Raw genomic sequence first — 25,011 nt, forward strand, 5'->3', positions numbered from 1 at the left:
GGGATCCATACTGAGCCCCCGAAGCCGATCAATAGTCGATGACGCACATGTTCCGACTTCGGTGCTTCAGCATGGCGGGAACGACGGTTTTTGGGCTGACGTCACCTCCCTTCCCCGGCGCAAATCCGATCCGCCCTGGTGCCCCCATGCACCACGCATGCCCAACTGTTGCGTCCATACATCTATGCGCCCTGATTGAATTGACAACGATAACAAGCACGCGCCACTATCAAGATGAGCTTGCTTTATGACAAGCCGGACAGGACCACCGCGGTATCTCGCACCCCGCACCCCGCGGGCCGTAGACCAAGAATAAGGATCAAGAGAATGCAACAACGCTTTGCGCCGGAAAAAACCGTACTCGCCCTCTCCATCGCCGCGCTGTTCGCCGGCGGCCCCCTCCTCGCACAGGCCCAGGACACCGGCAGCACCGCCACCGTCGTCGTGACCGGTACCCGCGTGGCCAACCGCACGGCGCTCGACACGGCATCCCCCGTCGACATCATCTCGGCCGACACGTTGAAAACCACGGGTTCGACGGAATTGAACCAGGCCCTGTCGGTGGCACTGCCGTCGCTGAACTTTCCCCGTCCCGCGCTGACGGACGGCACGGACACGATCCGCCCGGCCACCCTGCGCGGCATGGCGCCGGACCAGAGCCTCGTGCTCGTGAACTCCAAGCGCCGCCACGCGTCGTCGCTCGTGAACCTGAACGGCTCGATCGGCCGCGGCTCGGCCGCCGTCGACCTGAACACGATTCCGTCGGCCATGGTCAAGAGCATCGAAGTGCTGCGCGACGGCGCGGCCGCGCAGTATGGCTCGGATGCGATCTCGGGCGTCGTCAACGTCCGCCTGCGCACCGACCGCAGCGGCGGCGAAGCCACGGTGAACTACGGCGCCCACGTCACGGAATACGACCTGCTGAACGCCCCCGCGCCGGCCGGCGCCACCTGGACCGGCCCGAACTCGCGCAAGCGCACGGACGGCCAGACGACCACCGTCAGCGCCTGGAAAGGCCTGCCGCTGGGCGAGTCGGGTTTCATCACCATCGCGGCCGAGTACAAGAACCAGGAACACACGGAGCGCAGCGGCTACGACATGCGCCAGCTGTATGCGAAGGTCAACGGCGCCTACGACCCGCGCGAGCTGACCATCAACCGCTTCGACGCATGGTACGGCGATCCGGAAATGCAGCAGAAGACCGTGTTCGCCAACGCCGGCTACAACCTCACGCCCGACGTCAAGGTGTATGGCTGGAGCAGCTACCAACTGCGCGACGCGCGCTCGGCCGGCTACTTCCGTCCGCCGCAGGACACGCGCAACGTGCAGAGCATCTACCCGAACGGCTTCCTGCCGATCATCGCCCCGACCGTCGAAGACTTCAGCGCGGCCGCCGGCATGAGCTGGAGCATCGGTGACTGGGACATGGACACGTCGCTGGTATACGGCCAGAACGGCATGAACTACGACATCAAGAACACGCTGAACGCATCGATCGGCCCGACGAGCAAGACCACGTTCGATGCCGGCGGCTACTCGTACAACCAGCTCGTCTACAACCTGACGGGTGTGCGCAAGTACGACGTGGCCGGTCTCGCATCGCCGCTGAACGTGGCGGTCGGCACCGAGGCGCGTCGCGAAGGCTACGAGCTGCACGCGGGCGAGCCGGATTCCTGGCGCAACGGCGGCGTGATCCTGCCGAACGGCGTCCCGGCGGCGTCGGGCGCGCAGGTGTTCCCGGGCTTCCGTCCGGCCAACGCATCGCACCGGTCGCGCACCGCGATCGGCGTGTTCGTCGACGTCGAGGCGAACATCACCGACAAGCTGCTCGCGTCCGCGGCCGTCCGCGAAGAGCACTACAACGACTTCGGCAACAACCTGTCGGGCAAGCTGGCCGGCCGTTACGACTTCACGAAGAACTTCGCCCTGCGCGGCGCCGTGCAGAACGGCTTCCGCGCGCCGTCGCTGCAGCAGCAGAACTTCACGTCGACGTCGACCAACTTCATCAACGGCATCCCGTACGAGATCACGACGTTCAAGCCGAGCGACCCGGTCGCCGTCGCGCTGGGCGCCCAGCCGCTGAAGGCCGAGAAGTCGACCAACTACTCGTTCGGTGCCGTGATGCGCCTGGCGCCCGTCAGCCTGACGGTGGACGCGTACCGCATCAACGTGCGCGACCGCATCGTGCTGTCGGAAAACCTGACGTCGGCCGCGGTGCGCAACTACATCGTGTCGCAAGGCTTCACGGGCATCGGCGGCGGCCGCTTCTTCATCAACGGCGTCGACACGAACACCAAAGGCGTGGACGTGGTGGCCAGCCTGCCGTACAACGCGGGCGCCGCCGGCCGCTTCGACTTCACCCTGGCCGGCAACTTCAACCGCACCGAAGTGACCAAGGTTCCGACCACCGCCCAGCTGGCCGCGCTGAACCCGGCGCCCGTGCTGTTCGACCGCGTGAACGTGCTGACCATGGAAAAAGGCCAGCCGAAGAACAAGATCACGGCCAGCGCCAACTGGAAGCTGGACCAGTGGGGCATGACGGCCCGCGCCACCCGCTACGGTGAAGTGCTGACGCCGGGCACCACGCCCGCCTTCGACATGACGCTGAAGTCCAAGACGATCGTCGACCTGGAAGCCCGCTACGCCCTGACCCGCCAGATGAGCCTGGCGATCGGTGCGGACAACCTGTTCGACCAGTACTCGGAAACGCTGCCGCCGGCGCTGAACACGACCAGCAACACGCCGTTCTCGAACTACACCCCGTTCGGCAACAACGGCCGCTACGTGTATGCGCGTGCGACGTACAGCTTCTGATCGGGCTTGACTGAACGACGGCGTATCGCGACACTTCGCGATACGCCGTTTTTCTTTTGGGAGCCGCGCCATGACCATCACGATCACCGCATTCGAACGCTCGCCCGACGGCGGCAAAGGCCTCGCGCGCGACACGCGCGTGCGCTGGGCCCTGGAAGAAGCGGGCCTGCCGTACGACGTCCGCCTCGTGTCGTTCCGCGCGATGAAGGAGCCGGCGCACCTGGCGCTGCACCCGTTCGGCCAGATTCCGACGTATGAAGAAGATGGTCTCGTGCTGTTCGAGACCGGTGCGATCGTGTTGTATATCGCCCAGCACCACGGCAACCTGCTGCCTGCCGGCGACCACGCCCGGGCACGCGCCATCACGTGGATGTTCGCCGCGGTCAACACGGTGGAGCCGCCGATCCTGGAACTCGTCACGGCCCGCATCTTCGAAGGCGACAAGCCCTGGACCAAGGAACGCCTTCCTCTCGTCGAGGAGCGCGTGCGCGACCGCATGAAGCAGTTATCCGCGCGCCTGGGCGATGCCGACTGGCTCGACGGGGAATTCAGCGCGGGCGACCTCATGATGGTGTCGGTGCTGCTGCGGCTGCGGCCGTCCGGCATCCTCGACGAGTTCCCGGTCCTGGCCGCCTATGTCGCCCGCGGCGAAGCGCGGCCGGCGTACCAGCGCGCGTTCCAGGCGCAGCTTGCCGTCAACGCGCCATCCTGACGCCACGTTTTCGCCGGCTCGCTTACACTCGAACGGGAATCAGGAACGGCGGCTGAGCATGGCGCCGAGCGCCAGCCCGATCCCGAAACTGCCATAGACGACGGCCAGCGACGGCCGCGACAAGTGGGTCTCGTAGCCGGGCTGGAGGCGTTTGGGCGTCAACTGGTAATCGACGAAGCAGGCCACGGCCGACGCGGCGGCGGCCACGCCGAGCGTCACGGCGGGCTCCTTGCGGTCGAGCAGGCGGCCGCACAGGCGCTCGAACAGCACCGACCAGAACATCGCGCTGCCGTGGTGGATCAGATAGCCGGGCACCGTGTGGCGCAGGGTCGGGGTGTCTTCGCGCAACGCTTCGTCGCCGTAAATCCAGTGGCTGACCGCGTTGGTGGGCGCGTAGGCACTGCCGGCCTCGCGCCTACCAAGCAGGGCCAGCGCCGCGGTCGACAGCAGGCTGGAGGTGGCGCCGCCGACGAGGCCGCGCCTGAATGCCGTGTTCCATGATTCCATGACGTCCTCCGGGTACGATGCGGTATCGAAGAAAGGAAAAGCATGCGGATCCTGCTCACGGGAGCAACCGGATTCATCGGGCAACACCTGCTGCATACGCTGCTGGCGGAAGGCCACGACGTCGTGTGCGCGGTGCGGCATCCGGAACGCCGCGGCGCTCTGCCGGATCACCCGCGCCTGACCGCCATCCACGCCGACTTCGCCAACGATACCGACAAATCCACCTGGCTGGCGCGCCTTAGCGGCGTGGAAGCCGTGGTCAACACCGTCGGCATCTTCCGCGAGCGCGGCGCCCAGACGTTCGAGAACCTGCACACGCGCACCCCGCGCGCCCTGTTCGCGGCCTGCGCCGAATCGGACGACGTGCACATGGTCGTGCAACTGTCCGCGCTGGGCGCCGACGCGCAGGCCGACACGGCGTACCACCTGTCGAAAAAGGCCGCCGACGACTATCTGGCCACGCTGCCGATCCGCGCCGTCATCGTGCAGCCGTCGCTCGTGTACGGCCCGGACGGCGCCAGCGCGCGCGTGTTCAAGGCGATGGCGTCGCTGCCGTTCGCAGTGCGCCTGGGAAATTCTCCGCAGCTGGTGCAGCCGATCCACGTCGACGACGTCGTCGCCGCCATCGCAACCCTGCTGCGCCAGCGGCTGTATGCGGTCAAGGCCGACGGCGGGACCGTGCGCCGCGTCGCCCTCGTCGGTCCCCAGGCGCTGCCGTTCATCGACTATCTTGCCGCCTTGCGCCGCGCGCTGGGCATGAACGGGCTGCGCGTGCTGCCGCTGCCGGGATTTGTCGCGCGGCTGCTCGCGCGCGTGGGCGGCTGGCTGCCCGGCGCCCTGCTCGACCAAGATGCGCTGCGCATGCTCGATCGCGGCAACACGGCCGATCCCGGCCCCACGCTGCGCCTGCTGGGACGCCCGCCGCGTTCCATCGCCTCGTTCGTCGCCGATCCGGGCGCCGAGCGGGCGCGCGCCAAGCTGGACTGGCTGCTGCCGGTGCTGCGGCTGGCCATCGCCGTCGTCTGGATCGCCACCGCCATCGTCTCGGCCTTCATCTATCCGGCCGCCGACAGCTACGCGCTGCTGGCGCGCACCGGCATCCCGGAGCAACTGCGGCCACTGATGCTGTACGGCGCGGCGCTGTTCGATTTGCTGCTGGGCGCAGGCACGCTGTTCCTGCGCCGGCGCCGCTGGCTGTGGCTGACGCAACTCGCGCTGATCGGCTTTTATACGATCGTGATCGCGTTCCGGCTGCCCGAATTCCTGATCCACCCGTACGGCCCGCTGACCAAAAACCTGCCGATGCTGGCCGCGATCTGGCTGCTGTACGAACTCGAAAAAGAGGACACCTGATGGACTACGTCGTCGTGAAATGGCTGCACATCCTGTCGTCGACCTTTTTGTTCGGCACCGGCATCGGGTCGGCCTGGTACATGCTGTTCGCGAACGTGAGCCGCGACGTGCGCGCGATCGCCGTCGTCAGCCGCTACGTCGTGATCGCGGACTGGCTGTTCACGGCCACGACGGCCGTCGTCCAGCCGGCCACGGGGTTTTATATGGCGCACCTGGCCGGCTATCCGCTGCACAGCCGGTGGATCATGTGGTCCGTCATGCTGTACGTGCTGGCGGGCGCCTGCTGGCTGCCGGTGGTGTGGCTGCAGATGCGCCTGCGCGACCTGGCGGCCGACGCCGTGCGCGCCGGCACCGACCTGCCGCCGCTGTACTGGCGCTACTTCTTCACGTGGGTCGGACTGGGCGTGCCCGCGTTCATCGCGTTCGTCTTCATCTTCTGGTTCATGGTGGCCAAGCCGATTTAGAATGCCTTCTTCGCCGCGGAGGCACTACGTAAAGGCAGCATCATGATTCGTCTCGGTCTCGCTCTCCTGTTCGCATCCGGCGCCGCCTGCGCCGCACCCGCCTGGGTCGCGCGCAGCGACGCCTACACCCAGCCAGTATTGAAAGATACGGGTAAATACCAGCCCGAAGAATCCACGGAAGTGGGCGACGACAGCTTCGACACGCAGGTCGCCGACTTCAAGCCGCGTGTCTACGAGCGCGAACTGGCCGACACGGAAAAACGCCTGGCCGAGTTGCGCCGCGAACGCGCGCACGAGAAGGACGTGAAGGTGCGCCAGGACCTCGACATCCTGATCGACTCGCGCGAAAAAAAGATCGCCACGATGAAGCTGGAGCACCAGTACCTGCTCGACTACACCAACGTCGGCGAACTGGTATACGGCGGCCTGCGCGCCCTGCTCGACCCGCGCAACAAGCCCGAACGCCGGAAGCTGGCCCTGGTGCGCCTGAAGCGTTATGCGGGCAAGGAAAGCGGCTACACGCCGATCGCGACGCTCGCGCGCGCCCGCGGCGAGGAGCGCCTGGCCAACAAGGCGCTGATCGGCCCGTACCTGGGCGAAGTCGAGGAAGGCCTGAACAACAATGCCACCTACATGGACGGCATCGAAGACCTGTTCAGGAAAGCGAACATCACCGGCTGGGAAGCGGACTTCGCGGCCTTGAAGGCCCAGGTCAAGGATTACGACGACTGGGTTCGCAATCGCATCGTGCCGCGCACGCGCAAGGAAGTGCGCCTGCCCGAAGCGATCTACGTGAACCGCCTCGCCAACGTGGGCGTCGACATCGCGCCCGACCAGATGATCGAACGCGCCGGCTTCGACTTCCAGGAAGTGCGCGACGAGATGCAGGTCGTGGCGAACACGATCGCCGCGCGCAACCACCTGCCGTCGTCCGACTACCGCGACGTGATCCGCGAGCTGAAAAAATCGGCGATCGCGCCCGACCAGCTGCTGCCCTACTACCGCGAGCGCCTGAAAGACATCGAAGGCATGGTGCGTGCCCACGACCTCGTCACCCTGCCCGCGCGCGAAGCGAACATCCGCACGGCCACGCCGGCCGAAGCGGCCCGTTCGCCGGCGCCGTTCATGAACCCGCCGCGGATGATCGGCAACACGGGAGAATACGGCGAGTTCGTGATCCCGCTGTCGAATCCGAACGCGAAGTCGAAGGACAAGATGAACGACTTCGACTTCTCCGCCATGGCCTGGACCCTGACGGCGCACGAAGCGCGTCCGGGCCACGAGTTGCAGTTCGCCTCGATGGTGGAGCAAGGCATGTCGGTGGCGCGCGCCCGCTACGCCTTCAACAGCACGAACGTCGAGGGCTGGGGCCTGTATTCGGAAGCGATGATCCTGCCGTACATGCCGCCCGAAGGCCAGCTCGTGTCGCTGCAGGCGCGCCTGCTGCGCATGGCGCGCGCCCTGCTCGACCCGCAGGTCAATCTGGGCCGCATGACGCCGGAACAGGCGAAGACCTTCCTGATGCGGGAAGTCGTGCTGTCCGAACCGTTCGCGCAATCGGAAGTGGACCGTTATTCCTACCGCATGCCAGGCCAGGCGACCGCGTATTACTACGGCTACGTCAAACTGCGCGCGCTGAAGACGCAGGCCGAGATCGCGCTGGGCGAGCGCTTCAGCCTCAAGGCCTTCAACGACTTCATCATCGCCCAGGGCATCCTGCCGCCCGCGCTGATGAAACAGGCGGTGCTGGAGGAGTTCATTCCGGCGCAGCAGGGCAAGCCAAGCGGCACATGATCGTCGACCCCGCGACGGCGGGACCCATGCTGAGCAACCGGATTCGGTATGTCAGAAATACTGCAATATTCTTGGCATGCGACTTCGGCACTTCAGTATGGGAGAACAGCCCGGTGGCTGCTCCCGCTTCCGCGCGAACGACGTGATGGTACGACCCGTGCTCCCGGCGGTTTTTCATGGGTGCGCCGCATCACTGCGCGTTGCGGCGACAATGACGTCCCGCCCCGCGTGGGCGGCCGACCAACCGATGGAGGACAGCGATGCGGGCATACCAGATCTTACCCGGCGACGGCATCGACGGGCTGCAGTGCGTGGATTTTCCTCACCGTGAACTGGGCAATGGCGAAGTGCGCATCCGCGTGCACGCCGTCTCGCTGAACTACCGCGACCTGATGGTCGCCAGCGGCAACTACCTCGTCACCGTCGACGACCCCATCATCCCCTGCTCGGACGGTGCCGGCGAAGTCGTCGCGACCGGTCACGGCGTGACGCGCGTGCAGCCCGGCGACCGTGTCGCGGCGTCGTTCTTCCCGTACTGGCACGACGGCCCCACCGGTCCCGACAAGATCCGCCACGCGCTCGGCGGCGACATCGACGGCATGCTGGCGGAAGAAGTCGTGCTGGACGAGGACGCGCTGGTGAAAATCCCGCCCGGCATGAGCTTCGTCGACGCCGCGACGCTGCCCTGCGCCGGCGTGACGGCGTGGAATGCCATCTTCGAATCGAGCAATAACGTCCGCCCCGGCGACACCGTGCTGCTGCTCGGGACGGGCGGCGTCAGCATCCTCGGCCTGCAGCTGGCGCGCGCGGCGGGGCTGAGCACGATCGTCACGTCGTCCAGCGACACCAAGCTGCAGCGGGCCAGGGAGCTCGGCGCGCGCCACGTGATCAACTACCGCACGACGCCGGAATGGCAGGAAGAGGTGCTGCGCGCGACGGACGGCGCGGGCGCGCACGTGGTGCTGGAAGTGGGCGGCCAGGGCACCGTGAACCGCTCGATCGCGTCCGCCGCGATGGGCGGCAGCATCGCCGTCATCGGCGGCGTCAGCGGCTTCGGTGGTGAAGTCAATCCGGCGACCCTGCTGGCCGGCGCCAAGCGGCTGGTGGGCATCTTCGTCGGCAGCCGCGCGATGCTGGAAAAAGTGGTGCGCTTCGCCGACGCGACCGGGCTGCAGCCGGTCGTCGACCGCGTGTTCACGTTCGATCAGGCGCGCGAGGCGTACCGGTACATGGCGTCCGGATCGCATTTCGGGAAGGTCGTGATCGCGGTGGCGTGACGGTCAACGCCGCTGGACCGGTACCAGTTCGATCTCGAACAGCTTCGGCCACAGCTTGCCCGTGACGAATAAGCGATGCTGCTTCGGCTCGTAGGCGATGCCGTTCAGGACCGCATCCGGGTCCGTCGTCCCGCGCTGGTCCGGCGGCAGCAGGCCCGTGCAGTCGATCCAGCCGACGACGTTGCCCGTCTCCGGATCGATGCGCGCGATCACGTCCGTGCCCCACACGTTGGCGAAGATCTGGCCGTCGACGATCTCCAGCTCGTTGAGCCGGGTGACCGGCTTGCCCTCGGCCGTCACGCTGATGCGGCGCTGCTCGTCCAGCGTTTTCGGATCGAGGATGCGGATCTCGTTCGAGCCGTCGCTCATGTAGACGTGGTGCGCGTCGCTGGCCAGGCCCCAGCCTTCGCCCTTGTAGTTGAAGCGGCCCTTCAAGGCGAACGTCTTGGCGTCGAACAGGAAGCCGACGTTCGACTGCCACGTCAGGCCGGCGATGGTGTCGCCCACCGCGGTCGAACCTTCGCCGAAGTACTCGTCCGCCAGGTCTTTCTTTTGCAGGACCTTGCCCGTCTTGAGGTCGACCTTGCGCAGCGACGAGTGCCCCTTCCGGCCGGTGGATTCGTACAGCTGGCCGTCCTTGAAGAACAGGCCCTGCGTAAAGGCTTGCGGGTCGTGCGGATAAGTGTGCTTGACGAAGAAGCCGTAGACGGGAATGGCGGCGTGGGCGGTGCCGACGGATGCGGCGGCGAGCACGAGGGAAGCGACGATTTTCATAGGACTCCACGAATCGAGCCGGACCGTCCCGGCGCGTGCAAGATAGTAACGCAGGATGGTAAGCTAGTGCCATGCAACGAAAGCTCACCTATCTGCACCTGCCGCCCGACGCCGACCTGCCCGACCTGGGCGCGCGTCCGCCCTTCCTCGCCATCGTGCTGGCCGAGGACGAGGTCGCGGAAATGTGGCTGTGGGACGCGGCACGCTGGCTCGTCGCGTCCGGCGCGCGTTATGTCCAGGCCTGGGGCACCGATGCCGCGGCCTGGATCGAAGCCGTCGACGATGCGGCGCTGGAAGCCGTCGACTACGAAGACGCGCCCGACGACCGCCGGGTGCTCACCTCCGCGCACGATCCCGCGGACGAGGATGTGGAAGACGTCTTGTGGTTCACCAAACACCGCGCCGCCCACCCTTTTCTCCCCCTCGACGCGGCGCTCGTCGTGCATATCGCGCCGGCGCCGCGCAAGGAAGAAATCGAAACCGCCTACGCCGACGCCTGAGCCAGCTCCTCGCCGAGCAGGCGCACCAGTTCGGCCGCCGGCAGCGCGCGCGCCAGCGGAAAACCCTGGCCGGCCCAGTTGACCGTGAAATCATTGTTGCCGGCCTTCGTGGCGGCCGCGTTCAGCGCCTTCACGGCATCGTAGGCGATCGGATAGTCGGGCAGCGGTGGATGGCCGGGCGCGCCGATCTCGCTGAACAGACGATTCACGAGGCCGCGCGCCGGCCGTCCGGACACGACGTCCGTCACGGCCGTGATCACGCCCTCGCCCGCCTGCATCAGCGCACGGTGGTGCGGTGTGGCCGACGACTCCGGGCACAGGATGAACGCGGTGCCCATTTGCACGGCGCTGGCGCCCAGGCGCAGCGCGGCGGCGATGCCGTTGCCGTTCATGACGCCGCCGGCCGCGATCACCGGGATGCGCACGGCATTCGCCACCAGCGCCGTCAGCGCGAACGTGCCGATGGCCGGATCGCCGCGCTCCGGGTCGAACAGCCCGCGGTGGCCGCCGGCCTCGTAGCCCTGCGCGACGACGGCGTCGATGCCGGCCGCCTCCACCTGGCGCGCCTCGTCCACGGACGTCGCGCTGCCCAGCAGCACGATGCCGGCATCCTTCAATGCCTGGATGCGGTGCGCGTCCGGCAGGCCGAAGTGAAAACTGACGACGGCAGGGCGCGCTTCCAGCAGCACGTCGAGCATGGGATCGTCGTCCACGAAACTTCGATAGATTTCACGCAGGCCGGCCGGCGGCTGGGCGCCGTTGGCGGCGAAGTGCGGCGCCAGGTAGGCGAGCCAGGCGGCTTCGCGCGCGGCGTCGGCCTGCGCGGGGCGGTGGCAGAACACGTTGACGTTGAACGGCCGATCGGTGAGGCGGCGCACGTCGGCGATGGCGGCGCGGCCCTGCTCGGCGTTGCCGGCGCCGACGGAGATCGAGCCGAGCGCGCCCGCCTCGGACACGGCCGCGGCCAGCGCCGCGGTCGAGACGCCGGCCATGGGCGCCTGGATGATGGGCAGGTCGATGCGCAGCAGGGACAGCAGGTCTGGTTTCATGGTGGTCTCCAAACAGGTCGCAGTCCGATGAGTATAACGCGGCCTCGGATATCAAACGATATAAACCGTTTCCGGCCGGCGTATTGACGGACCTCTCCTGCATTTTTGCGTTAGGATTCGCGATGTCCCCGCACGGGTTTGTGAATTATCGTTTGGCAATTAAAAGGATGGGAATGGACAGTATCGACCTCGAAGTGCTGCACGCCTGCGACCAGTGGCTGCGCGCCGGCTGGCGCTGCGAGTACGTGACCGTCGTGCGGACGTGGGGATCGAGCCCGCGGCCGGAAGGCGCCACGATGGCGATCCGCGCCGACGGCGTCGTCGTCGGCTCGGTCTCCGGCGGCTGCATCGAGGACGACCTGATCGCCGCCGTGCGCGAACACGGCATCGTGCGCACGGCGCCGGAGCTCATCACCTACGGCATCTCGGCCGACGAAGCGCACCGTTTCGGCCTGCCCTGCGGCGGCACGATCCAGCTCGTCGTCGAGCCGCTCGGCCCGCACAGCCGCATGGACGAACTCCTGGCCTTGGCCCAGCGCCGCGTGCTGACCCGGCGCACGCTGGACCTGGCGACGGGCGCGGTCGAACTGGCGCAGGGAGAAGCGGACCAGCAGCTGCGCATGGACGGCGCGACGCTCGTCACGATCCACGGCCCGCGCCTGCGCATGCTGATCATCGGCGCCGGCCAGCTGTCGCAATTCCTGGCCCAGATCGCGGTCGGCCTGGAATACCAGGTGACCGTGTGCGACCCGAGAGAGGAATACCGCGCCAGCTGGAATCTGCCGGGCGTCGACGTCGTGCACGCGATGCCGGACGACCTCGTGCTGGACATGAAGCTGGACAGCCGCAGCGCCGTCATCGCCCTCACCCACGACCCGAAGCTGGACGATCTCGCGCTGATGGAGGCACTGAAAACGGAGGCGTTCTACGTCGGCGCCATCGGCTCGCGCGCCAACAATGCGCGGCGCCGCGAGCGCCTGCGCGAATTCGACCTCACCGAGGCCCAGATCGCGAAGCTGCACGGTCCCATCGGCCTGTACATCGGCAGCAAGACGCCGTACGAGATCGCGGTGTCGATCCTCGCCGAGCTGACGGCGGTGAAAAACGGCGTACCGCTGCCGGCGCAGATGTCGGTCGAACACGGGAAGGCGCTGGCGGCCTAGCGTTCGATCAGCAGCAGGGCCGCCAGCACGAACATCGTCGCCCCCGTAAAAGCTTCGACGGCGCGCCAGACCACGGGCCGCGCCAGCACGAACGCGCAGCGGCGCGCGCCCAGTCCCAGCGCGGAAAACCACAGCAGCGACGCCGTCATCGCGCCCGCCGCGAACGACGCGCGGTGACCGGCCGCGAGACTGCTGCCGACGGCACCCAGCAGCACGACGGTATCCAGATACACGTGCGGATTCAGCAGCGACATCGCGAGCACGATGCCCAGCGCGCGCGCGGCGGTCGCTGCGGCCTGTCCGCCGCCGGCAGCCGGTGCCGCCGAGCCGCGCCAGCAACTCGCCAGACAACGTACGCCGTACCAGAGCAGGAACGCCCCACCGCCCCAGCGCGCCGCCAGCAGCAGCGCGGGCGACTGTTCGATCAAGGCGCCGAAGCCGGACATGCCCAGCGCGATCAGGACGACGTCGATCAGGATGCAGCAAGCGACCGTCAGGACGACGTGGCGGCCGGCCACGCCCGTGCGGATGACATGCGCGTTCTGGGCGCCGATCGGCATGATCAGGCTGGCGCCCATGCCCAGGCCTTGCAAGAAAATTGGTTGTGAAAACATGGTGCTCTCCGTTGTTATTGCGGAGCAGCATGCCTCCCGGCGGTCTCTTCATCAATTATATTAATGAATTCTAAAGTTGATTAAGCTGGGCTAATCTCATGAAAATCGATCCGCGCCGCAGCGAGGCCTTCGTCGCCGCCGTCGACAGCGGCAGCCTGGAACAGGCGGCGCAACTCCTGAACGTGACGCCGTCCGCGATTTCCCAGCGCATCGCGGCGCTGGAACACGACCTGGGCACGCCGCTGCTGGTGCGCGCGCGCCCCTGCCGGCCGACGGCGCCCGGCATGCGCCTGCTGCAATTCCTGCGCCGCCGCGCACTGCTGGAAGACGAGTTCTTCGCCGGCCAGCAGAACGATCCGGGCCCCGTGCGCGTGGCGCTGGCCGTCAACAACGACACCCTGGCGACGTGGCTGCTGCCCGTGCTGGCGCCCGTGCTGATCGAGGAAGGGCTGCTCGTCGAATTCGTCACGGGCGACCAGCGGCATACGTTCGCGCTGCTGGAACAGGGTCTCGCCCTCGCCTGCGTGTCGGGCGAAGCGGAACCGATGCGCGGCTGCACCGTCAGTCCGCTCGGCGTGATGCGCTACCGGATGGTGGCGGCGCCATCCTTCGCCGCGCGCTGGTTCCCCGGCGGGATCACCAGAGAGGCCGCGCGGCGCACACCGGTGATGGTCTTCGACCGCAACGACCGGCTGCAGACGGCGTTCCTGCTGCAGCACTTCGGCCTGCCGGAAGGCGCGTATCCGTTTCACTACGTGCCGTCCAGCGATCCGTACGTGCAGGCGATCCGCCTGGGCCTCGGCTACGGCCTGCTGCCGCTGGAGCAGTGCGCGGACATGCTGGCCAGCGGCGCCCTCGTCGACCTGACGCCCGATCTGTTCGTCGACGTGGCGCTGTACTGGCACGCCTGGCGCATTCAGCCGCCGCGGCTGGAGCGCATGGGCGCGGCGCTGGTGAAGGGTGCGCGCTCGGTGCTGCTGCCCTCGCCCTGAGCGACGGGCAGCCACTGCGCCACGCCCCAGCAGAACTCCGGCACGAGGAACAGCCATAACAAGGGCGCGCCGCTGGCGGCCAGCGCCCACGCCATCCAGGCCGAGAACAGGCCTCTTCCGACGCCGTCGTAGCGCCCCAGCATCACGCTCGCGGCGCGCAGGCGCAGCACGGACCAGACGAGCACGATGCTGCCCATCAGGCAGGCGAACAGCACATGGACTGGGCCGAAGTCGGGCAATGCGCCGCCGCCGAGGCGTTGGTTCAAGGCGGACAGCCGGGCGTGCGCGAGGGCGAAGGTCCACGGCGTGGCGAACGGCGCCGTGAGGGCCAGGTCGTAGACGGCGCTGGCGCGCACGATGGTCAGAAAAGCGGATCGGCTGATGGGCATGATAAAACTCCTGGAATGAAGGTGTCGGCATCATCACCCCTGGAGTAAACTCCAAGGTCAAGCCCTTCATCGAACGACCGCCATGCAGATCGGAGAACTCGCCGCCGCAACAAGCCTCAGCCGGGACACCCTGCGCTTCTACGAGAAACGGGGGCTGCTGCGGTCGCGCCGCCTCGCCAATGGCTACCGCGACTACCCACCGGAGGCAGTGCAATGGCTGTGCTACCTGCGCGCCGCCCAGGCACTCGGTTTTACCCTGGCCGAGATCGAGACCGGCCTGCCGCTGCTGGACGATCCGGCCGCCGCCGCGCCGCAACTGCGCGCTCAGTTGCGTGAAGCGTTGCTGCGCAAATTGGACGACATCGACGCGCGCATCGCGGGCTTGTCCGCCTTGCGCGCCGACCTGACGCGTGAACTGGCGCGACCCGGCTTCGGCTGCCCCGTTCTGGAGGAACAAGCCGTCGCATGAGGAGGCCGCGATGACCTGGGATATCGAATTCTCATCCGACAAATTCCTGCCGACGTTGCCGGAAGATTGCCAGGCCCATCCCGGCGTCTACGGTTTCGAGCTGGCCTTGTGGCTGGCGCAGGCGCTGTGCCGGCAGGGCATCGTCACCGGCTATCCGAGCGCGGACGACTGGGGCTGGTGCCTCGACTATGCGCCGACCGATGCGATGTGGCTGACGATCGCCTGCGCCAGCACATGCGCGGCCGAGGAGGGCTATTGCGCCAGCCGATCGGCTGGGCCGTATCGATCCGCGAACGGCGCAGCCTGGAGCAGCGTCTCCGCAACGTGTCGAACCACGCGGCGCTGGAAGACCTGGGCCGGCAGATCGTCGACCTGCTGCGGGCCGAACGGATCGCCGTGCGCGTGCAGCCTGCCGCGTAAGATTTTGTTACAGGAAACTGTCAGCCACCCGCGATGGGCCCGCGTTAACAGCACAGGCGCCGACGAAGGCGCACGACCATCGATGGAGATCTCATGAAACGCCTGCTTGTCGCCGCCGCCGTGCTGGCCACCTTGACCCATGCCGCCTTTGCCGGCGAACTGACCCTGTTCTCGGACAGTAATTTCCAGGGCCAGCGCATCACCATCGATCGCGACGTACCGAACCTGCGCGACTTCGACTTCAACGACCGTGCGTCGAGTGTCGTCGTCAGCGCCGGCACGTGGCTGCTGTGCGAACACGCGAACTTCGGCGGCCGCTGCGCCGAGTTCGGCCCGGGTGAATATCGCGAACTGCCGGGTTTTAATGACATCATCTCGTCGGCCCGCCAGATCGACCGCGGCCGGGGCCGTTGGCGTGACCGCGAAGGCTGGCGCGACAACGACCGCGACGGCTGGCGCGGCGACGGTTGGCGTGGCGACGGCTGGCGTGGCGGCGACCGCGGCGGTCCCGACGTCCTGATGTTCGCCGGTCCGGGCTTCGAAGGTGCGCAAGTGGAACTGTCGCAGGATGTGCGCTCGCTGAACGACGTCGGCTTCAACGACCGCGCCACCTCGATGATCATCCGCGAAGGCCGCTGGGAATTCTGCGAACACGCCGACTTCCGCGGCGAGTGCATCGTCCTGGGCCCGGGCCGCTACGAATTCCTCGAGCGGATGAACAACCGCATCTCGTCGATGCGCCGCATCCGCTGAAACCGGGGTCAGAGCCCGAATTTAGGAAATTGCCCAAAACCGGGCTCTGACCCCGGTGCTAGTTAAGCAGCGCCACGCCCTTGATCTGGGCCCACAGCTGCAGGCCCGGTGCGATGCCCAGTTCGCGGCGTGAGCGTTCGGTGATGCGGGCCAGCAGCGGGGAATCGCCGATCCGCAGCTGCACCAGCACGTGGCCCGGCGTGTCGGTCGCGGCGACCGCCGTCACCACGGCCGGCAGACGGTTGACGATGCTGGAGCCTTGCGGATGCTCCAGCACCAGGCTGACGTCGCGCGCGTGGATGCGGCAGCGCAAATGCGTGCCGATGGTTTCCCGGCGCCGTCCCACCAACAGCACGCCGCCCGCGAATTCCAGGCGCGACAGCGCATCTTGCTCGTGGCCGGCCAGCATCGTGTCCAGCACGACGCCGGCCTCGTCGGCGAAGCTGGGCGGCAGGTCCACGCGCGCCAGGGTCTCCGTCAGCGGTCCGCTGGCCACGGCGTGTCCCTCGTCCAGCAGCACCAGATGATCGGCCAGCCGCGCGACTTCGTCCGGCGCGTGGCTCACGTAGACGATCGGGATCGCCAGTTCCTCGTGCATCCGTTCCAGATAGGGCAGAATTTCCAGCTTGCGGCGCAGGTCGAGCGCGGCCAGCGGTTCGTCCATCAGCAGCAGCCGCGGCGACGCGAGCAGGGCGCGCGCGATCGCCACGCGCTGGCGTTCTCCGCCCGACAGGCCGTCGGGCCGCCGGTCGAGCAGGCCTTTGATACCCAGCAGTTCGGTCACCGGCTCCAGCGCGAAGCGGCGATCCTGCACCGGCACGCGCTTGCGGCCGAACTCCAGGTTGGCGCACACGGACAGGTGCGGGAACAGGCTCGCTTCCTGGAATACATAGCCGAGGGCACGCCTGTGCACGGGGAGGAAAACGCCGCGCGCATCGTCCTGCCAAACGTTGTCGCCGAGCGCGACGTAGCCGCCTAGCGCGTGCTCCAGGCCGGCGATCGCGCGCAGGATCGTCGTCTTGCCCGAACCGGAAGGGCCGAACAGGGCGCTGATGCCGCACTGGGGCAGGGCCAGGTCGACGTCCAGTTGAAACGCGCCGCGGTCGATGCGCAGGCGCACATGCAATCCGCCCGCCATCAGCGCCGTCCTTTCATCGCCTGCGGATACGACGTGTACAGCGCCAGCAGCACGATGAAGCTGAAGGCCAGCATGCCGCCCGCGAGCCAGTGCGCCTGCGCGTATTCGAGCGCTTCCACGTGGTCGTAGATCTGCACGGACACGACCCGCGTCTTATCCGGGATATTCCCGCCGATCATGAGCACGACGCCGAATTCGCCCACCGTGTGCGCGAAACCGAGCACGGCGCCGGACAGGAAGCCGGGCCGGGCCAGCGGCACCGCGACCGACCAGAACGCGTCCCACGGACTCGCGCGCAATGTCGCCGCCACTTCCAGCGGCCGCGTGCCGATCGCCTCGAACGCGTTCTGCAGCGGCTGCACGACGAAGGGCAGCGAATAGCACACGGACGCCAGCACGAGGCCGCCGAACGAAAAGGGCAGCAGGCCGATGCCGAGCGCCTCCGTGAGCTTGCCGACGGGGCCGTTCGGTCCCAGCACCAGCAGCAGATAAAAGCCGATCACGGTGGGCGGCAGCACGAGGGGCAGGGCGACGACGGCCCCCACCGCGTGACGCAGGCGCGAGCGCGTGCGCGCGAGCCACCAGGCGATCGGCGTGCCGACCACCAGCAGCAGCAGGGTCACGACGGCCGCCAGTTCCAGCGTCAACCGGACGGCCGCGAGGTCGGCGTCGTCGAGCGTCACAATTCGTAGCCGTATGAACGGATGATGTCCCTGGCCTTGTTCGATTTCAGATAGTCTGCCAGCGCCTTGGCGGCCGGATTGGCGCTGCCCTTGGCGAGGATGACGGCGTCCTGGCGGATGGGACTGTGCAGGTTCGCGGGCACGATCCAGCCCGAGCCCGACGTGAATTTGCCGTCGCGATAAACCTGCGACAGCGCGACGAAGCCCAGCGGCGCATTGCCCGTGCTGACGAACTGGTAGGCCTGGGCGATGTTCTCGCCCTGCACGAGCTTGCCCTGCACGCGGTCGTACAGGTTCAACTTGGTCAGCGTTTCGACGGCCGCCGCGCCGTACGGGGCCGTCTTGGGGTTGGCGATCGCGAGGTGGGCATAGTCGCCGTTTTTCAGGACCTGGCCCCGGGCGTCGACATAACCGTCTTTCGCGGACCACAGCACCAGCTTGCCGGTCGCATAGGTAAAGCGCGTGCCGGGGATGGCGTGGTGCTCCGCTTCCAGTTTCGTCGGGGTGTCGTCGTCGGCCGCCAGCAGCACCTCGAACGGCGCGCCGTTGACGATCTGGGCGTAGAACTTGCCCGTGGCGCCGAAGGCCAGCACGGCCTTGTGGCCCGTGTCCTTTTCGAATTCCGCCGCGATTCTATGCATCGGCGCGGTGAAGTTGGCGGCCACGGCCACCTGCACATCATCGGCCTGGGCGGTACCCCATGCCATCAGGGCCAGCAAGCCGGCAAGATGCTTCATGTTCGACTCCTGTCGTTCGCGTTATATAGTAAAGTATATAATGAAACAAAATACGTTGTGGGCGATAACGTCTGTAAGGCATCGCATATACTTCTCAAGCCAAACAGGAGACATCGTGGGAAGTGACAGCACAGGCTTCGCGCTGCAGGGGTCCGTCTGGATGACGGTCGGCGGCGAGAAATTCGGCGGCCCGGGACGGGTCGAGCTGCTGGCCGCGATCGCCCGGACGGGATCGATCAGCCAGGCCGCGAAAGCGCTCGGCGTCAGCTACAAAGGCGCCTGGGACGCGATCGACGCGATGAACAACCTGGCCGGCGAAGCGCTGGTGGAACGCGTCGCCGGGGGCAAGGGCGGGGGCGGCACGCGGCTGACGGCGCGCGGCGAGCAACTGGTGAGGAACTTCCGCACGATCGAGCAACTCCACCAGCAATTCGTGGAGCAACTCAACGAGCAGGCCGGCAATCTTTCCGCCGATATCACCCTGATCAGCAGACTGAACATGAAAACCAGCGCGCGCAACCAATTCTTCGGCACGGTATCCCGGGTCCAGCCCGGCGCCGTCAATGACGAAATCGAGATCGACATCGCCGGCGGGCACAAGATCGTCGCCATCGTCACCCATGAGAGCACCGAAAACCTTGGCCTCGAACCGGACGCCCAGGCATTCGCCCTGATCAAGGCATCGTCGATCATCCTCCTCACGGAAGCCGAGGGCGCCCGCTTCTCGGCCCGCAACCGCCTCGAGGGTACGGTGTCCCGTCTGGTACCGGGCGCGGTCAACACCGAAGTCGTCCTCGAGCTGGCGGGCGGCGGCACCATTGCCGCCATCATCACCAACGAGAGCGCACGGTCGCTCGAACTGGCCGAGGGCAGGACGGCCACGGCGATGTTCAAGGCATCGAGCGTGATCGTCGGCGTCCCGGCTTAAGGATACGCAAGATTACAAGCGCAGGCTCATCGGCCATGCATATCGGGTAAATTTAGGATAGGTCAAATACGCTCCATTCTCCCCCGCGCAAGATCGCCAGTCAGCGCGCTCCCTTCGAACGTTTACCGGAGAATGGAAAATGGAAAAGTTATGGAAATTCCTGGCCTGTGTCGCGGGTTTTCTCGCCTTGACGGCGGTATCCCACGCATCGGCGAGCGACTTTTATCGCCAGCGCAACCTGGTATCGGACAGCGCCGCCGTGCCGGCGGAGCAACGCGATCCCAACCTCGTGAATGCCTGGGGCCTGGCCTTCAATCCATACGGCGTGGCCTGGGTCGCCGATAACCACACGGGCGTCGCGACCCTGTACAACGGCAATGGCAATCCGCAGAGCCTCGTGGTCACCGTGCCCGGCGCGGGCGGCGCCGCGGGCAGCCCGACGGGCACCGTGTTCTACGGCGGCCCCGGCTTCGTCGTGAGCAAGGGCACCGCATCCGGCCCCAGCCGCTTCCTGTTCGCCAGCGAAGACGGCGGCATCGCCGGCTGGGCACCCAACGTCGACAGGACGCACGCCATCCGCGTGATCGACAACAGTGCCCGCAAGGCCGTCTACAAGGGCCTCGCCCTCAGCGGCAACGGACGCGACACGCTGCTGTACGCCACCGACTTCCACAACGGTAAGGTCGATGTGTACGACAGCAACTTCAAACCGGTCTATTTGGCCGGCAAATTCCAGGACCCGCAATTGCCGGCAGGCTTTGCGCCGTTCGGCATCCAGTCCGTCGGCGGCGATCTCTACGTCACGTTTGCCAAGCAGGACGCACAGCGCATGGACGACGTGCCGGGCCGGGGCCTGGGTGTCGTCGACGTGTTCGATCCGGACGGGCATCTGCTGCGCCGCCTCATCACCGGCGGCGCACTCAATGCGCCCTGGGGCATCGCGCTGGCCCCCGCCAGCTTCGGCCGCTTCGCCAACCGCCTGCTGGTCGGGAACTTCGGCGACGGGCTGATCAACGCCTACGACCCCGCGACCGGCAAATGGCTGGGCCGCCTGAAGGCGCCGCACGGCAAGGCGATCCGCATCGACGGCTTGTGGGGCATCGCCTTCGGCAACGGCCTCAACGATCAACCGATCGACACGCTGTTCTTCGCCGCCGGCCCGGACGACGAAAACCATGGGCTGTATGGCCGCATCGACGTGGCGCCGGGCGACGAGCACGACGATACGCCAGAGCCGCAGTAGCTGATTGCGGCACGGTCTTTCAATTCTTCCAATACATCGAGAACATTTCCGGACAAAAGACCCGCATAATCCCGGCTGTAGCGACGACTGACGGACGGTGATGAGCGATTTTTTGCCCAAGGAATGCGATATCGTGATGGAAGGCGGGGTGACCTCCGGCGTGGTCTACCCCGCGTTCGTGGCGCGGCTGGCCGAGCGGTTTACACTGCGGTCGATCGGCGGCACCAGCGTCGGTGCGGTGGCGGCCGTCGCCGCGGCGGCCGCCCAATTCAAGCGCAACCGCGTGCGCAAGGACGGGCAGGGCGTCGATGACGGCTTCCACCTCCTCGCCCGGCTGCCGGGGCAGCTGCAGGAAAGCGTCGACGGCCACACCCGGCTGTTCTCGCTCTTTCAACCCTGCGCCGCGCTGCGGCCGCATTTCCGCGCGATCGCGGCGGCCCTCAACGAGACGAACAAGGCGAAGGCCGCGGGATATCTGTCGTTGGCCATGCTGCGCCATTTCCCGCTGGGCGCCTTGGCGGGCGCCGGCTTGTGGCTGTTGGGCTTCTTGATCAGCAGCAGCCTGCTGGGCGGACACTGGCCGCGCGTGCCCCTGGCCGGCATCGCCAGCGCCCTGTGGTTCGGCCTGTGCACGTTCGTGGGCGCGCTGGGCGGGGCGCTGCTGCAGGCCACGCTGTCGGCCTGGCGCGGCCTGCGGGATAACCGCTGCGGCATCTGCTCCGGCCTGCGCACGGATGCACATAACCCGCCCGCGCTGACGGAATGGCTGCACGCGCTCGTGCAGGACATCGCCGGCCTGCCGGAGGAGGCCCCGCTGACGTTCGGCCAGCTGCGCACGTCCGAGCCGCCGATCGAGCTGGCGCTGATGACGACGGGCCTGTCCGAACTGCGCGCGCACCGCCTGCCGCATTCGAGCGCCGACCTCGTGTTCCGCGCATCCGAACTGTCCGCGCTGTTCCCGTCCGCCGTCGTCGACTGGATGAAGGCGCGCTCCCGTCACACGCGCCACGGCGCGCGCACGGTCGCGCTCCTGGCCCGCATGAACGCCGGCGGCGAAGATTATTACTTCATGCCCGATCCGGACGACCTGCCGCTCGTCGTGGCCGCGCGCATGAGCCTCAGCTTTCCCGTGCTGCTGCAGGCCGTGCCCTTGTACCGCCTGCGCGCGCTGCCCGTGCATGCGGACGGCGTCGGCCTGCTGCGCGTGTGGTTCTCGGACGGCGGCCTGACCAGTAATTTCCCGATCCACTTCTTCGACAACATCCTGCCGACCCGCCCGACCTTCGGCGTGACCCTGCAGGGCGACCTGGAAGACGGCGACCCGTTCGCCGCGCGCGTTTCTCTCCCGTCGAACAACAACAGCGGCGTGACGGCGGCCTATGTGCCGGTCGACGAGACCGACGGCCGGCCCTCGCTGCCGCGTTTTACGGGCGCGATCCTGCGCACCATCCGCACGTGGCGCGACGAAGCCTTGAAACGCACGCCGGGCTACCGCGACCGTGTGGTGCAGATCCGCCACACGAAGCGGGAAGGGGGCCTGAACCTGAACATGACGCGCGCCGCCATCGACGTGATGAGCCGCAGCGGCGACGAAGCGGCGCGCCAGGTCATCGACCGGTTCTTGAATCCCGTCGAGAGGGAGAATGGCTGGCTGAATCACCGCTGGGTGCGCATGCGCAGCACGGCCGCCGTCCTGCAGGAGACGTTCGCGCCCCTGTCCGAAGCGTGGCACGACGCGCACCTGACGCCATCGTACGAAGCGCTGTGGATGGCGCACGGCATGGACGCCCTGCCGGCCTACCAGCTCAGCAAGACGAACCGCACGGCCGGCTTCGCGTTGTGGGAGCGAATCGTGACGTTGCCGCAGCAGGTGGCGCCGGCGGAACTGTCGGCCCACGCGCCGCGGCCGCAGCCGGAACTCGTGATCGCGCCGCGCCTGAACTAGCCGCGGCCCGCGCGGGATTTTTGCAAGCGCGTGTGTCGAGGCGCGCATCGGACACGATCGGACATGATCCGGTGCGCGCAAGCCGCTACTGTGGCCGCATCGTCATCGACCGGATGTGCGCCATGACTTTTCTCCGCACGTTTTTCCCGCTCGCCGTCGCCGCGATCCTCGCGCCGCTGCCGGCATGGGCGCAACGGGTCGACGTCTGCGCGCTCGTCTCGTGCAGCGCCAGCGGCCAGCGCGCCGCCGTCTTCGCGGACCCCGCTCCGGCGCGCCCATCCGCCGTACCGCTCCGGCCCGCGCAGGACGCGGTGACACGCGATCCGTGGGCACGGCGCTTTCAAGGACGCGAGGCGGAAGACCAGGATGTCTGCCTGCTGAGCTTGGGCATCGGCGGCCAGCTGGCCGGGAAGGGAACCTTGGACAGCCACGTTCTGGGCCGCACGCAGACTTGGCGCGCAGCGGCGCGGACGGGGCGCTGAGGCATCACACCGTCGGCCCCACGAGCGCGGCGAGACGGCGGCCGGGTACCTCGTTGGCGATGCACAGGACAGGCGCCTGGCGCCCGACCGCGTAATGGGACGCCAGCGCGAGCGCCGTCACGAACGAGACGATGCCGCTGTAGCCGCCCGTCGCGTCCACGCGCACGACGTCCGCGCTGCCGCCCCGCTGTCGCATCGCGGCGGACGCATATTCCATCAGTTCGAGCACATAGCGCGACCGGTGCCCGGTGTCGGCGACGATCATCGCCACGTCGCTAGACGCGACGTCCGCACGCGCGAGCACGCGCTCGACGAGCGCCTCGAGCACGCGCGCACCGTCGCGCCTGCGCACGTCGGCCGTTGCATCGTCCTGTACCTGCTCGGGTGGCGTCAACAGCGCGACGGCCCCGCCGTCGCAGGCCCCGGCCAGCAGCAGGCCGGCGGCGCCCTCGCCCGGCATCATCCCCTGCGGCTGCGTGGGCGTGAACAATGTCCGGTCAAGCGTTGGGCCTGCTGAGCGGCACCGGCGTGCTGCCGGCCCATGCAAACGTCGCCGATGCAATACCTGAAGTCGACGCGGCTGCATCAGGCCCGTCTGCTGATGGTGCGCCAGGATCTGACTGCGGAAGCGGCGTGCCATGCCGTGGGCTATATGAGTCTGTCGCAGTTCAGTCGGGGATTCGGGCGGCTGTTCGGCTTGCCCCCGGCAGCGGAGGCGAGTCGGATGCGGGCACACTTTGCCATTCCCCCAGCGTTTCCAGGCGCCGAGTTTGTCTCGTCACACTGAACGCATCACACGGCGCCTGTTCGAACAACTCACGCCCATCCCAGCGCGGCAAGGCGATATCCGATTGCGTCGGCACCGCCCTGCCCGCATAGAACGGCCCGAGCCGGGCGATGATGCCCGGGAAGGCGCGGCAATAACTCGACGCGACGCCCGCCAGCTGGGCTAGCCGTTTATAGGTGATCACACTCCTGGGCGGCAACGTGTCGAGCACGTGCACGAGGCGTTCGCGCCAGTCGTCGGACCACGCCGGCAGCGGCGGACCCGCGCTGCGGATGCGGTCGCCCGGACGGATATCTCCGCCGCGCAGCACGCGCGCCAGCATGCCGCGCCGCGTGCCGATGCGCGCGGACAAACCAGCCCGGCGGGCGTCCAGATGCCCGCACGCTTCGCACTGGAACATCAGGCGCAGCAGCACGTTCTCACCGACCTGCAGCACGGTGCCGGACGCGAGCCTGGACGTGTCGAGATCCACCAGCAGGTTTTCGCGCAACGTATGCGGCGGCAGCGCGAACGCGTCGTACGCATCCGTGCCGGCCAGCAGCAGCTGGCGCGGCGACAGCGGGTCGGCATGCACGTCGCCGTCCAGCCCCATGCCGGCGATGGCGTGCACGCGCTCCACGCGCGCGGGAGGCGCGGCCAGGCTGGCGCGCAGGGCCAGAGCTTCGATCCGTCCGATGTCCATGGCGGTGTCCGTGTCGATAGGCGATGACGAAGTCTGACACATGCGCGGCCGTTGCGGATGACACAGCGGCGCGCGCACCAGGCCGGTCAACGATGGCGCCGATCGCGGGAACTTCCGTGCGCCCAACGTGTACAGGGCAGGCGGGATCAGCAATGGGAGCGCCTGGGCGACCTGGAATGGATAGACCATCAGCAAGATGATATTGCATCCATGGCCGGGAAGAAAATGAAATCGGCCAAATGAGCAGCCTCAACAGATCACGGGAATATGGTTGGGTCCGCCATCGATCTGCATATACCTTTAGCAGGAGGGATTATTTTATGCCGCGTCTGGGCTGAATCA

26 protein-coding genes and 1 pseudogene are annotated in these 25,011 nt (G+C 67.4%); 17 read left to right on the forward strand and 10 right to left on the reverse strand.

The features are described 5' to 3' along the window. The first annotated feature begins 327 nt into the window (after positions 1-327). Positions 328-2,814, forward strand: a complete 2,487-nt coding sequence (locus BVG12_RS19595) for a TonB-dependent receptor plug domain-containing protein (protein WP_083685232.1) — start codon at positions 328-330, stop codon at positions 2,812-2,814. A 70-nt stretch (positions 2,815-2,884) separates the two neighbouring features. Next, on the forward strand, positions 2,885-3,526 hold the full coding sequence (locus BVG12_RS19600) for a glutathione S-transferase family protein (RefSeq protein WP_075793866.1): 642 nt from the start codon (positions 2,885-2,887) through the stop codon (positions 3,524-3,526). A 39-nt stretch (positions 3,527-3,565) separates the two neighbouring features. Here the strand turns inward: BVG12_RS19600 and BVG12_RS19605 are convergent, their stop codons facing one another. Continuing rightward, the gene (locus tag BVG12_RS19605; RefSeq protein ID WP_075793867.1) at positions 3,566-4,033 is read right to left on the reverse strand and encodes a hypothetical protein; all 468 of its coding nucleotides are present in this window, start codon (positions 4,031-4,033) and stop codon (positions 3,566-3,568) included. A 42-nt stretch (positions 4,034-4,075) separates the two neighbouring features. Between BVG12_RS19605 and BVG12_RS19610 the strand changes: the two genes are divergently transcribed. The 4 genes from BVG12_RS19610 (at position 4,076) to BVG12_RS19625 (ending at position 8,921) form a co-directional block, all read left to right on the forward strand. After that, positions 4,076-5,386, forward strand: coding sequence for an SDR family oxidoreductase (locus BVG12_RS19610; protein ID WP_075793868.1), 1,311 nt, complete (start codon positions 4,076-4,078; stop codon positions 5,384-5,386). Then, on the forward strand, positions 5,386-5,850 hold the full coding sequence (locus BVG12_RS19615; protein ID WP_075793869.1) for a DUF2269 family protein: 465 nt from the start codon (positions 5,386-5,388) through the stop codon (positions 5,848-5,850). Before BVG12_RS19610 ends, BVG12_RS19615 begins: the two co-directional genes overlap by 1 nt. A gap of 42 nt (positions 5,851-5,892) precedes the next feature. Continuing rightward, complete coding sequence (locus BVG12_RS19620; protein WP_075793870.1) at positions 5,893-7,644, forward strand: DUF885 domain-containing protein; 1,752 nt, start codon at positions 5,893-5,895, stop codon at positions 7,642-7,644. Positions 7,645-7,904: 260 nt separating this feature from the next. Beyond that, positions 7,905-8,921 carry a zinc-dependent alcohol dehydrogenase family protein gene (locus BVG12_RS19625; protein ID WP_075793871.1) on the forward strand — a complete coding sequence of 339 codons (1,017 nt, stop codon included), beginning with the start codon at positions 7,905-7,907 and terminating at the stop codon, positions 8,919-8,921. Positions 8,922-8,924: 3 nt separating this feature from the next. Here the strand turns inward: BVG12_RS19625 and BVG12_RS19630 are convergent, their stop codons facing one another. Beyond that, complete coding sequence (locus tag BVG12_RS19630; protein ID WP_075793872.1) at positions 8,925-9,695, reverse strand: glutaminyl-peptide cyclotransferase; 771 nt, start codon at positions 9,693-9,695, stop codon at positions 8,925-8,927. A gap of 71 nt (positions 9,696-9,766) precedes the next feature. Here BVG12_RS19630 and BVG12_RS19635 point away from each other — a divergent pair, with 71 nt between their 5' ends. Beyond that, entirely contained in the window at positions 9,767-10,195 is a 429-nt protein-coding gene (locus tag BVG12_RS19635) for a DUF7684 family protein (RefSeq protein WP_075793873.1), read from the forward strand. Here the strand turns inward: BVG12_RS19635 and BVG12_RS19640 are convergent. Continuing rightward, on the reverse strand, positions 10,180-11,244 hold the full coding sequence (locus BVG12_RS19640) for an NAD(P)H-dependent flavin oxidoreductase (protein ID WP_075793874.1): 1,065 nt from the start codon (positions 11,242-11,244) through the stop codon (positions 10,180-10,182). The genes BVG12_RS19635 and BVG12_RS19640 overlap by 16 nt on opposite strands. Before the next feature lie 173 nt (positions 11,245-11,417). Here BVG12_RS19640 and BVG12_RS19645 point away from each other — a divergent pair, with 173 nt between their 5' ends. Continuing rightward, positions 11,418-12,407: an XdhC family protein gene (locus BVG12_RS19645; RefSeq protein WP_075793875.1), complete on the forward strand. Its 990-nt coding sequence runs from the start codon at positions 11,418-11,420 to the stop codon at positions 12,405-12,407. On the opposite strand, the gene BVG12_RS19650 is transcribed toward BVG12_RS19645, so the two are convergent. Next, positions 12,404-13,021, reverse strand: coding sequence for a LysE/ArgO family amino acid transporter (locus BVG12_RS19650; protein ID WP_075793876.1), 618 nt, complete (start codon positions 13,019-13,021; stop codon positions 12,404-12,406). The two genes, BVG12_RS19645 and BVG12_RS19650, sit on opposite strands and share 4 nt — an antisense overlap. A 98-nt stretch (positions 13,022-13,119) precedes the next feature. Here BVG12_RS19650 and BVG12_RS19655 point away from each other — a divergent pair, with 98 nt between their 5' ends. Next, the gene (locus tag BVG12_RS19655; protein ID WP_075793877.1) at positions 13,120-14,013 is read left to right on the forward strand and encodes a LysR family transcriptional regulator ArgP; all 894 of its coding nucleotides are present in this window, start codon (positions 13,120-13,122) and stop codon (positions 14,011-14,013) included. Here the strand turns inward: BVG12_RS19655 and BVG12_RS19660 are convergent. Further along, positions 13,938-14,402, reverse strand: coding sequence for a hypothetical protein (locus tag BVG12_RS19660; RefSeq protein ID WP_075793878.1), 465 nt, complete (start codon positions 14,400-14,402; stop codon positions 13,938-13,940). The genes BVG12_RS19655 and BVG12_RS19660 overlap by 76 nt on opposite strands. 82 nt (positions 14,403-14,484) lie before the next feature. Between BVG12_RS19660 and BVG12_RS19665 the strand changes: the two genes are divergently transcribed. The 3 genes from BVG12_RS19665 to BVG12_RS19670 all read left to right on the forward strand — a co-directional run bounded on the left by BVG12_RS19665 (position 14,485) and on the right by BVG12_RS19670 (position 16,044). Beyond that, entirely contained in the window at positions 14,485-14,871 is a 387-nt protein-coding gene (locus BVG12_RS19665) for a MerR family transcriptional regulator (RefSeq protein WP_075793879.1), read from the forward strand. A gap of 207 nt (positions 14,872-15,078) precedes the next feature. Continuing rightward, on the forward strand, positions 15,079-15,291 hold the full coding sequence (locus BVG12_RS34145) for a hypothetical protein (protein ID WP_156895680.1): 213 nt from the start codon (positions 15,079-15,081) through the stop codon (positions 15,289-15,291). Positions 15,292-15,384: 93 nt separating this feature from the next. After that, the gene (locus tag BVG12_RS19670; protein ID WP_075793880.1) at positions 15,385-16,044 is read left to right on the forward strand and encodes a beta/gamma-crystallin; all 660 of its coding nucleotides are present in this window, start codon (positions 15,385-15,387) and stop codon (positions 16,042-16,044) included. Positions 16,045-16,102: 58 nt separating this feature from the next. Here BVG12_RS19670 and modC read toward each other — a convergent pair whose 3' ends face one another. From modC to modA, 3 genes are read right to left on the reverse strand one after another with little or no spacing between them, the layout of a single operon-like run. After that, complete coding sequence (gene modC, locus BVG12_RS19675; RefSeq protein ID WP_075793881.1) at positions 16,103-17,182, reverse strand: molybdenum ABC transporter ATP-binding protein; 1,080 nt, start codon at positions 17,180-17,182, stop codon at positions 16,103-16,105. Beyond that, a complete protein-coding gene (gene modB / locus BVG12_RS19680; protein ID WP_179966233.1) occupies positions 17,182-17,865 on the reverse strand; it encodes a molybdate ABC transporter permease subunit in 684 nt (227 codons plus the stop codon). Before modB ends, modC begins: the two co-directional genes overlap by 1 nt. Beyond that, a complete protein-coding gene (modA, locus tag BVG12_RS19685) occupies positions 17,862-18,602 on the reverse strand; it encodes a molybdate ABC transporter substrate-binding protein (protein ID WP_075793882.1) in 741 nt (246 codons plus the stop codon). The genes modB and modA overlap by 4 nt, the downstream gene beginning before the upstream one ends. A 160-nt stretch (positions 18,603-18,762) precedes the next feature. Here modA and BVG12_RS19690 point away from each other — a divergent pair, with 160 nt between their 5' ends. The 4 genes from BVG12_RS19690 (at position 18,763) to BVG12_RS19705 (ending at position 23,200) form a co-directional block, all read left to right on the forward strand. After that, positions 18,763-19,530 carry a TOBE domain-containing protein gene (locus BVG12_RS19690; RefSeq protein WP_075793883.1) on the forward strand — a complete coding sequence of 256 codons (768 nt, stop codon included), beginning with the start codon at positions 18,763-18,765 and terminating at the stop codon, positions 19,528-19,530. A 139-nt stretch (positions 19,531-19,669) separates the two neighbouring features. After that, on the forward strand, positions 19,670-20,773 hold the full coding sequence (locus BVG12_RS19695) for a TIGR03118 family protein (protein WP_075793884.1): 1,104 nt from the start codon (positions 19,670-19,672) through the stop codon (positions 20,771-20,773). Between the two features lie 100 nt (positions 20,774-20,873). After that, entirely contained in the window at positions 20,874-22,718 is a 1,845-nt protein-coding gene (locus tag BVG12_RS19700) for a patatin-like phospholipase domain-containing protein (RefSeq protein WP_075793885.1), read from the forward strand. A gap of 122 nt (positions 22,719-22,840) precedes the next feature. Then, positions 22,841-23,200 (forward strand): hypothetical protein, encoded by a 360-nt coding sequence (locus tag BVG12_RS19705; protein ID WP_156895681.1) that lies wholly within the window; start codon positions 22,841-22,843, stop codon positions 23,198-23,200. Between the two features lie 4 nt (positions 23,201-23,204). Here the strand turns inward: BVG12_RS19705 and BVG12_RS19710 are convergent, their stop codons facing one another. Then, positions 23,205-23,690 (reverse strand): hypothetical protein, encoded by a 486-nt coding sequence (locus tag BVG12_RS19710; RefSeq protein ID WP_075793887.1) that lies wholly within the window; start codon positions 23,688-23,690, stop codon positions 23,205-23,207. A 54-nt stretch (positions 23,691-23,744) separates the two neighbouring features. On the opposite strand from BVG12_RS19710, the pseudogene BVG12_RS19715 reads away from it, so the two are divergent. Then, positions 23,745-23,987: pseudogene (locus tag BVG12_RS19715) on the forward strand (helix-turn-helix domain-containing protein); the annotation flags it as partial. Here BVG12_RS19715 and BVG12_RS33555 read toward each other — a convergent pair. Next, positions 23,869-24,669 (reverse strand): MOSC domain-containing protein, encoded by an 801-nt coding sequence (locus BVG12_RS33555; protein WP_179966234.1) that lies wholly within the window; start codon positions 24,667-24,669, stop codon positions 23,869-23,871. The pseudogene BVG12_RS19715 and the gene BVG12_RS33555 overlap by 119 nt on opposite strands. Positions 24,670-25,011 lie beyond the last annotated feature (342 nt).

Origin of the sequence: Massilia putida (genome assembly GCF_001941825.1) — a bacterium.
GTDB classification, from domain to species: Bacteria; Pseudomonadota; Gammaproteobacteria; order Burkholderiales; family Burkholderiaceae_D; genus Telluria; species Telluria putida.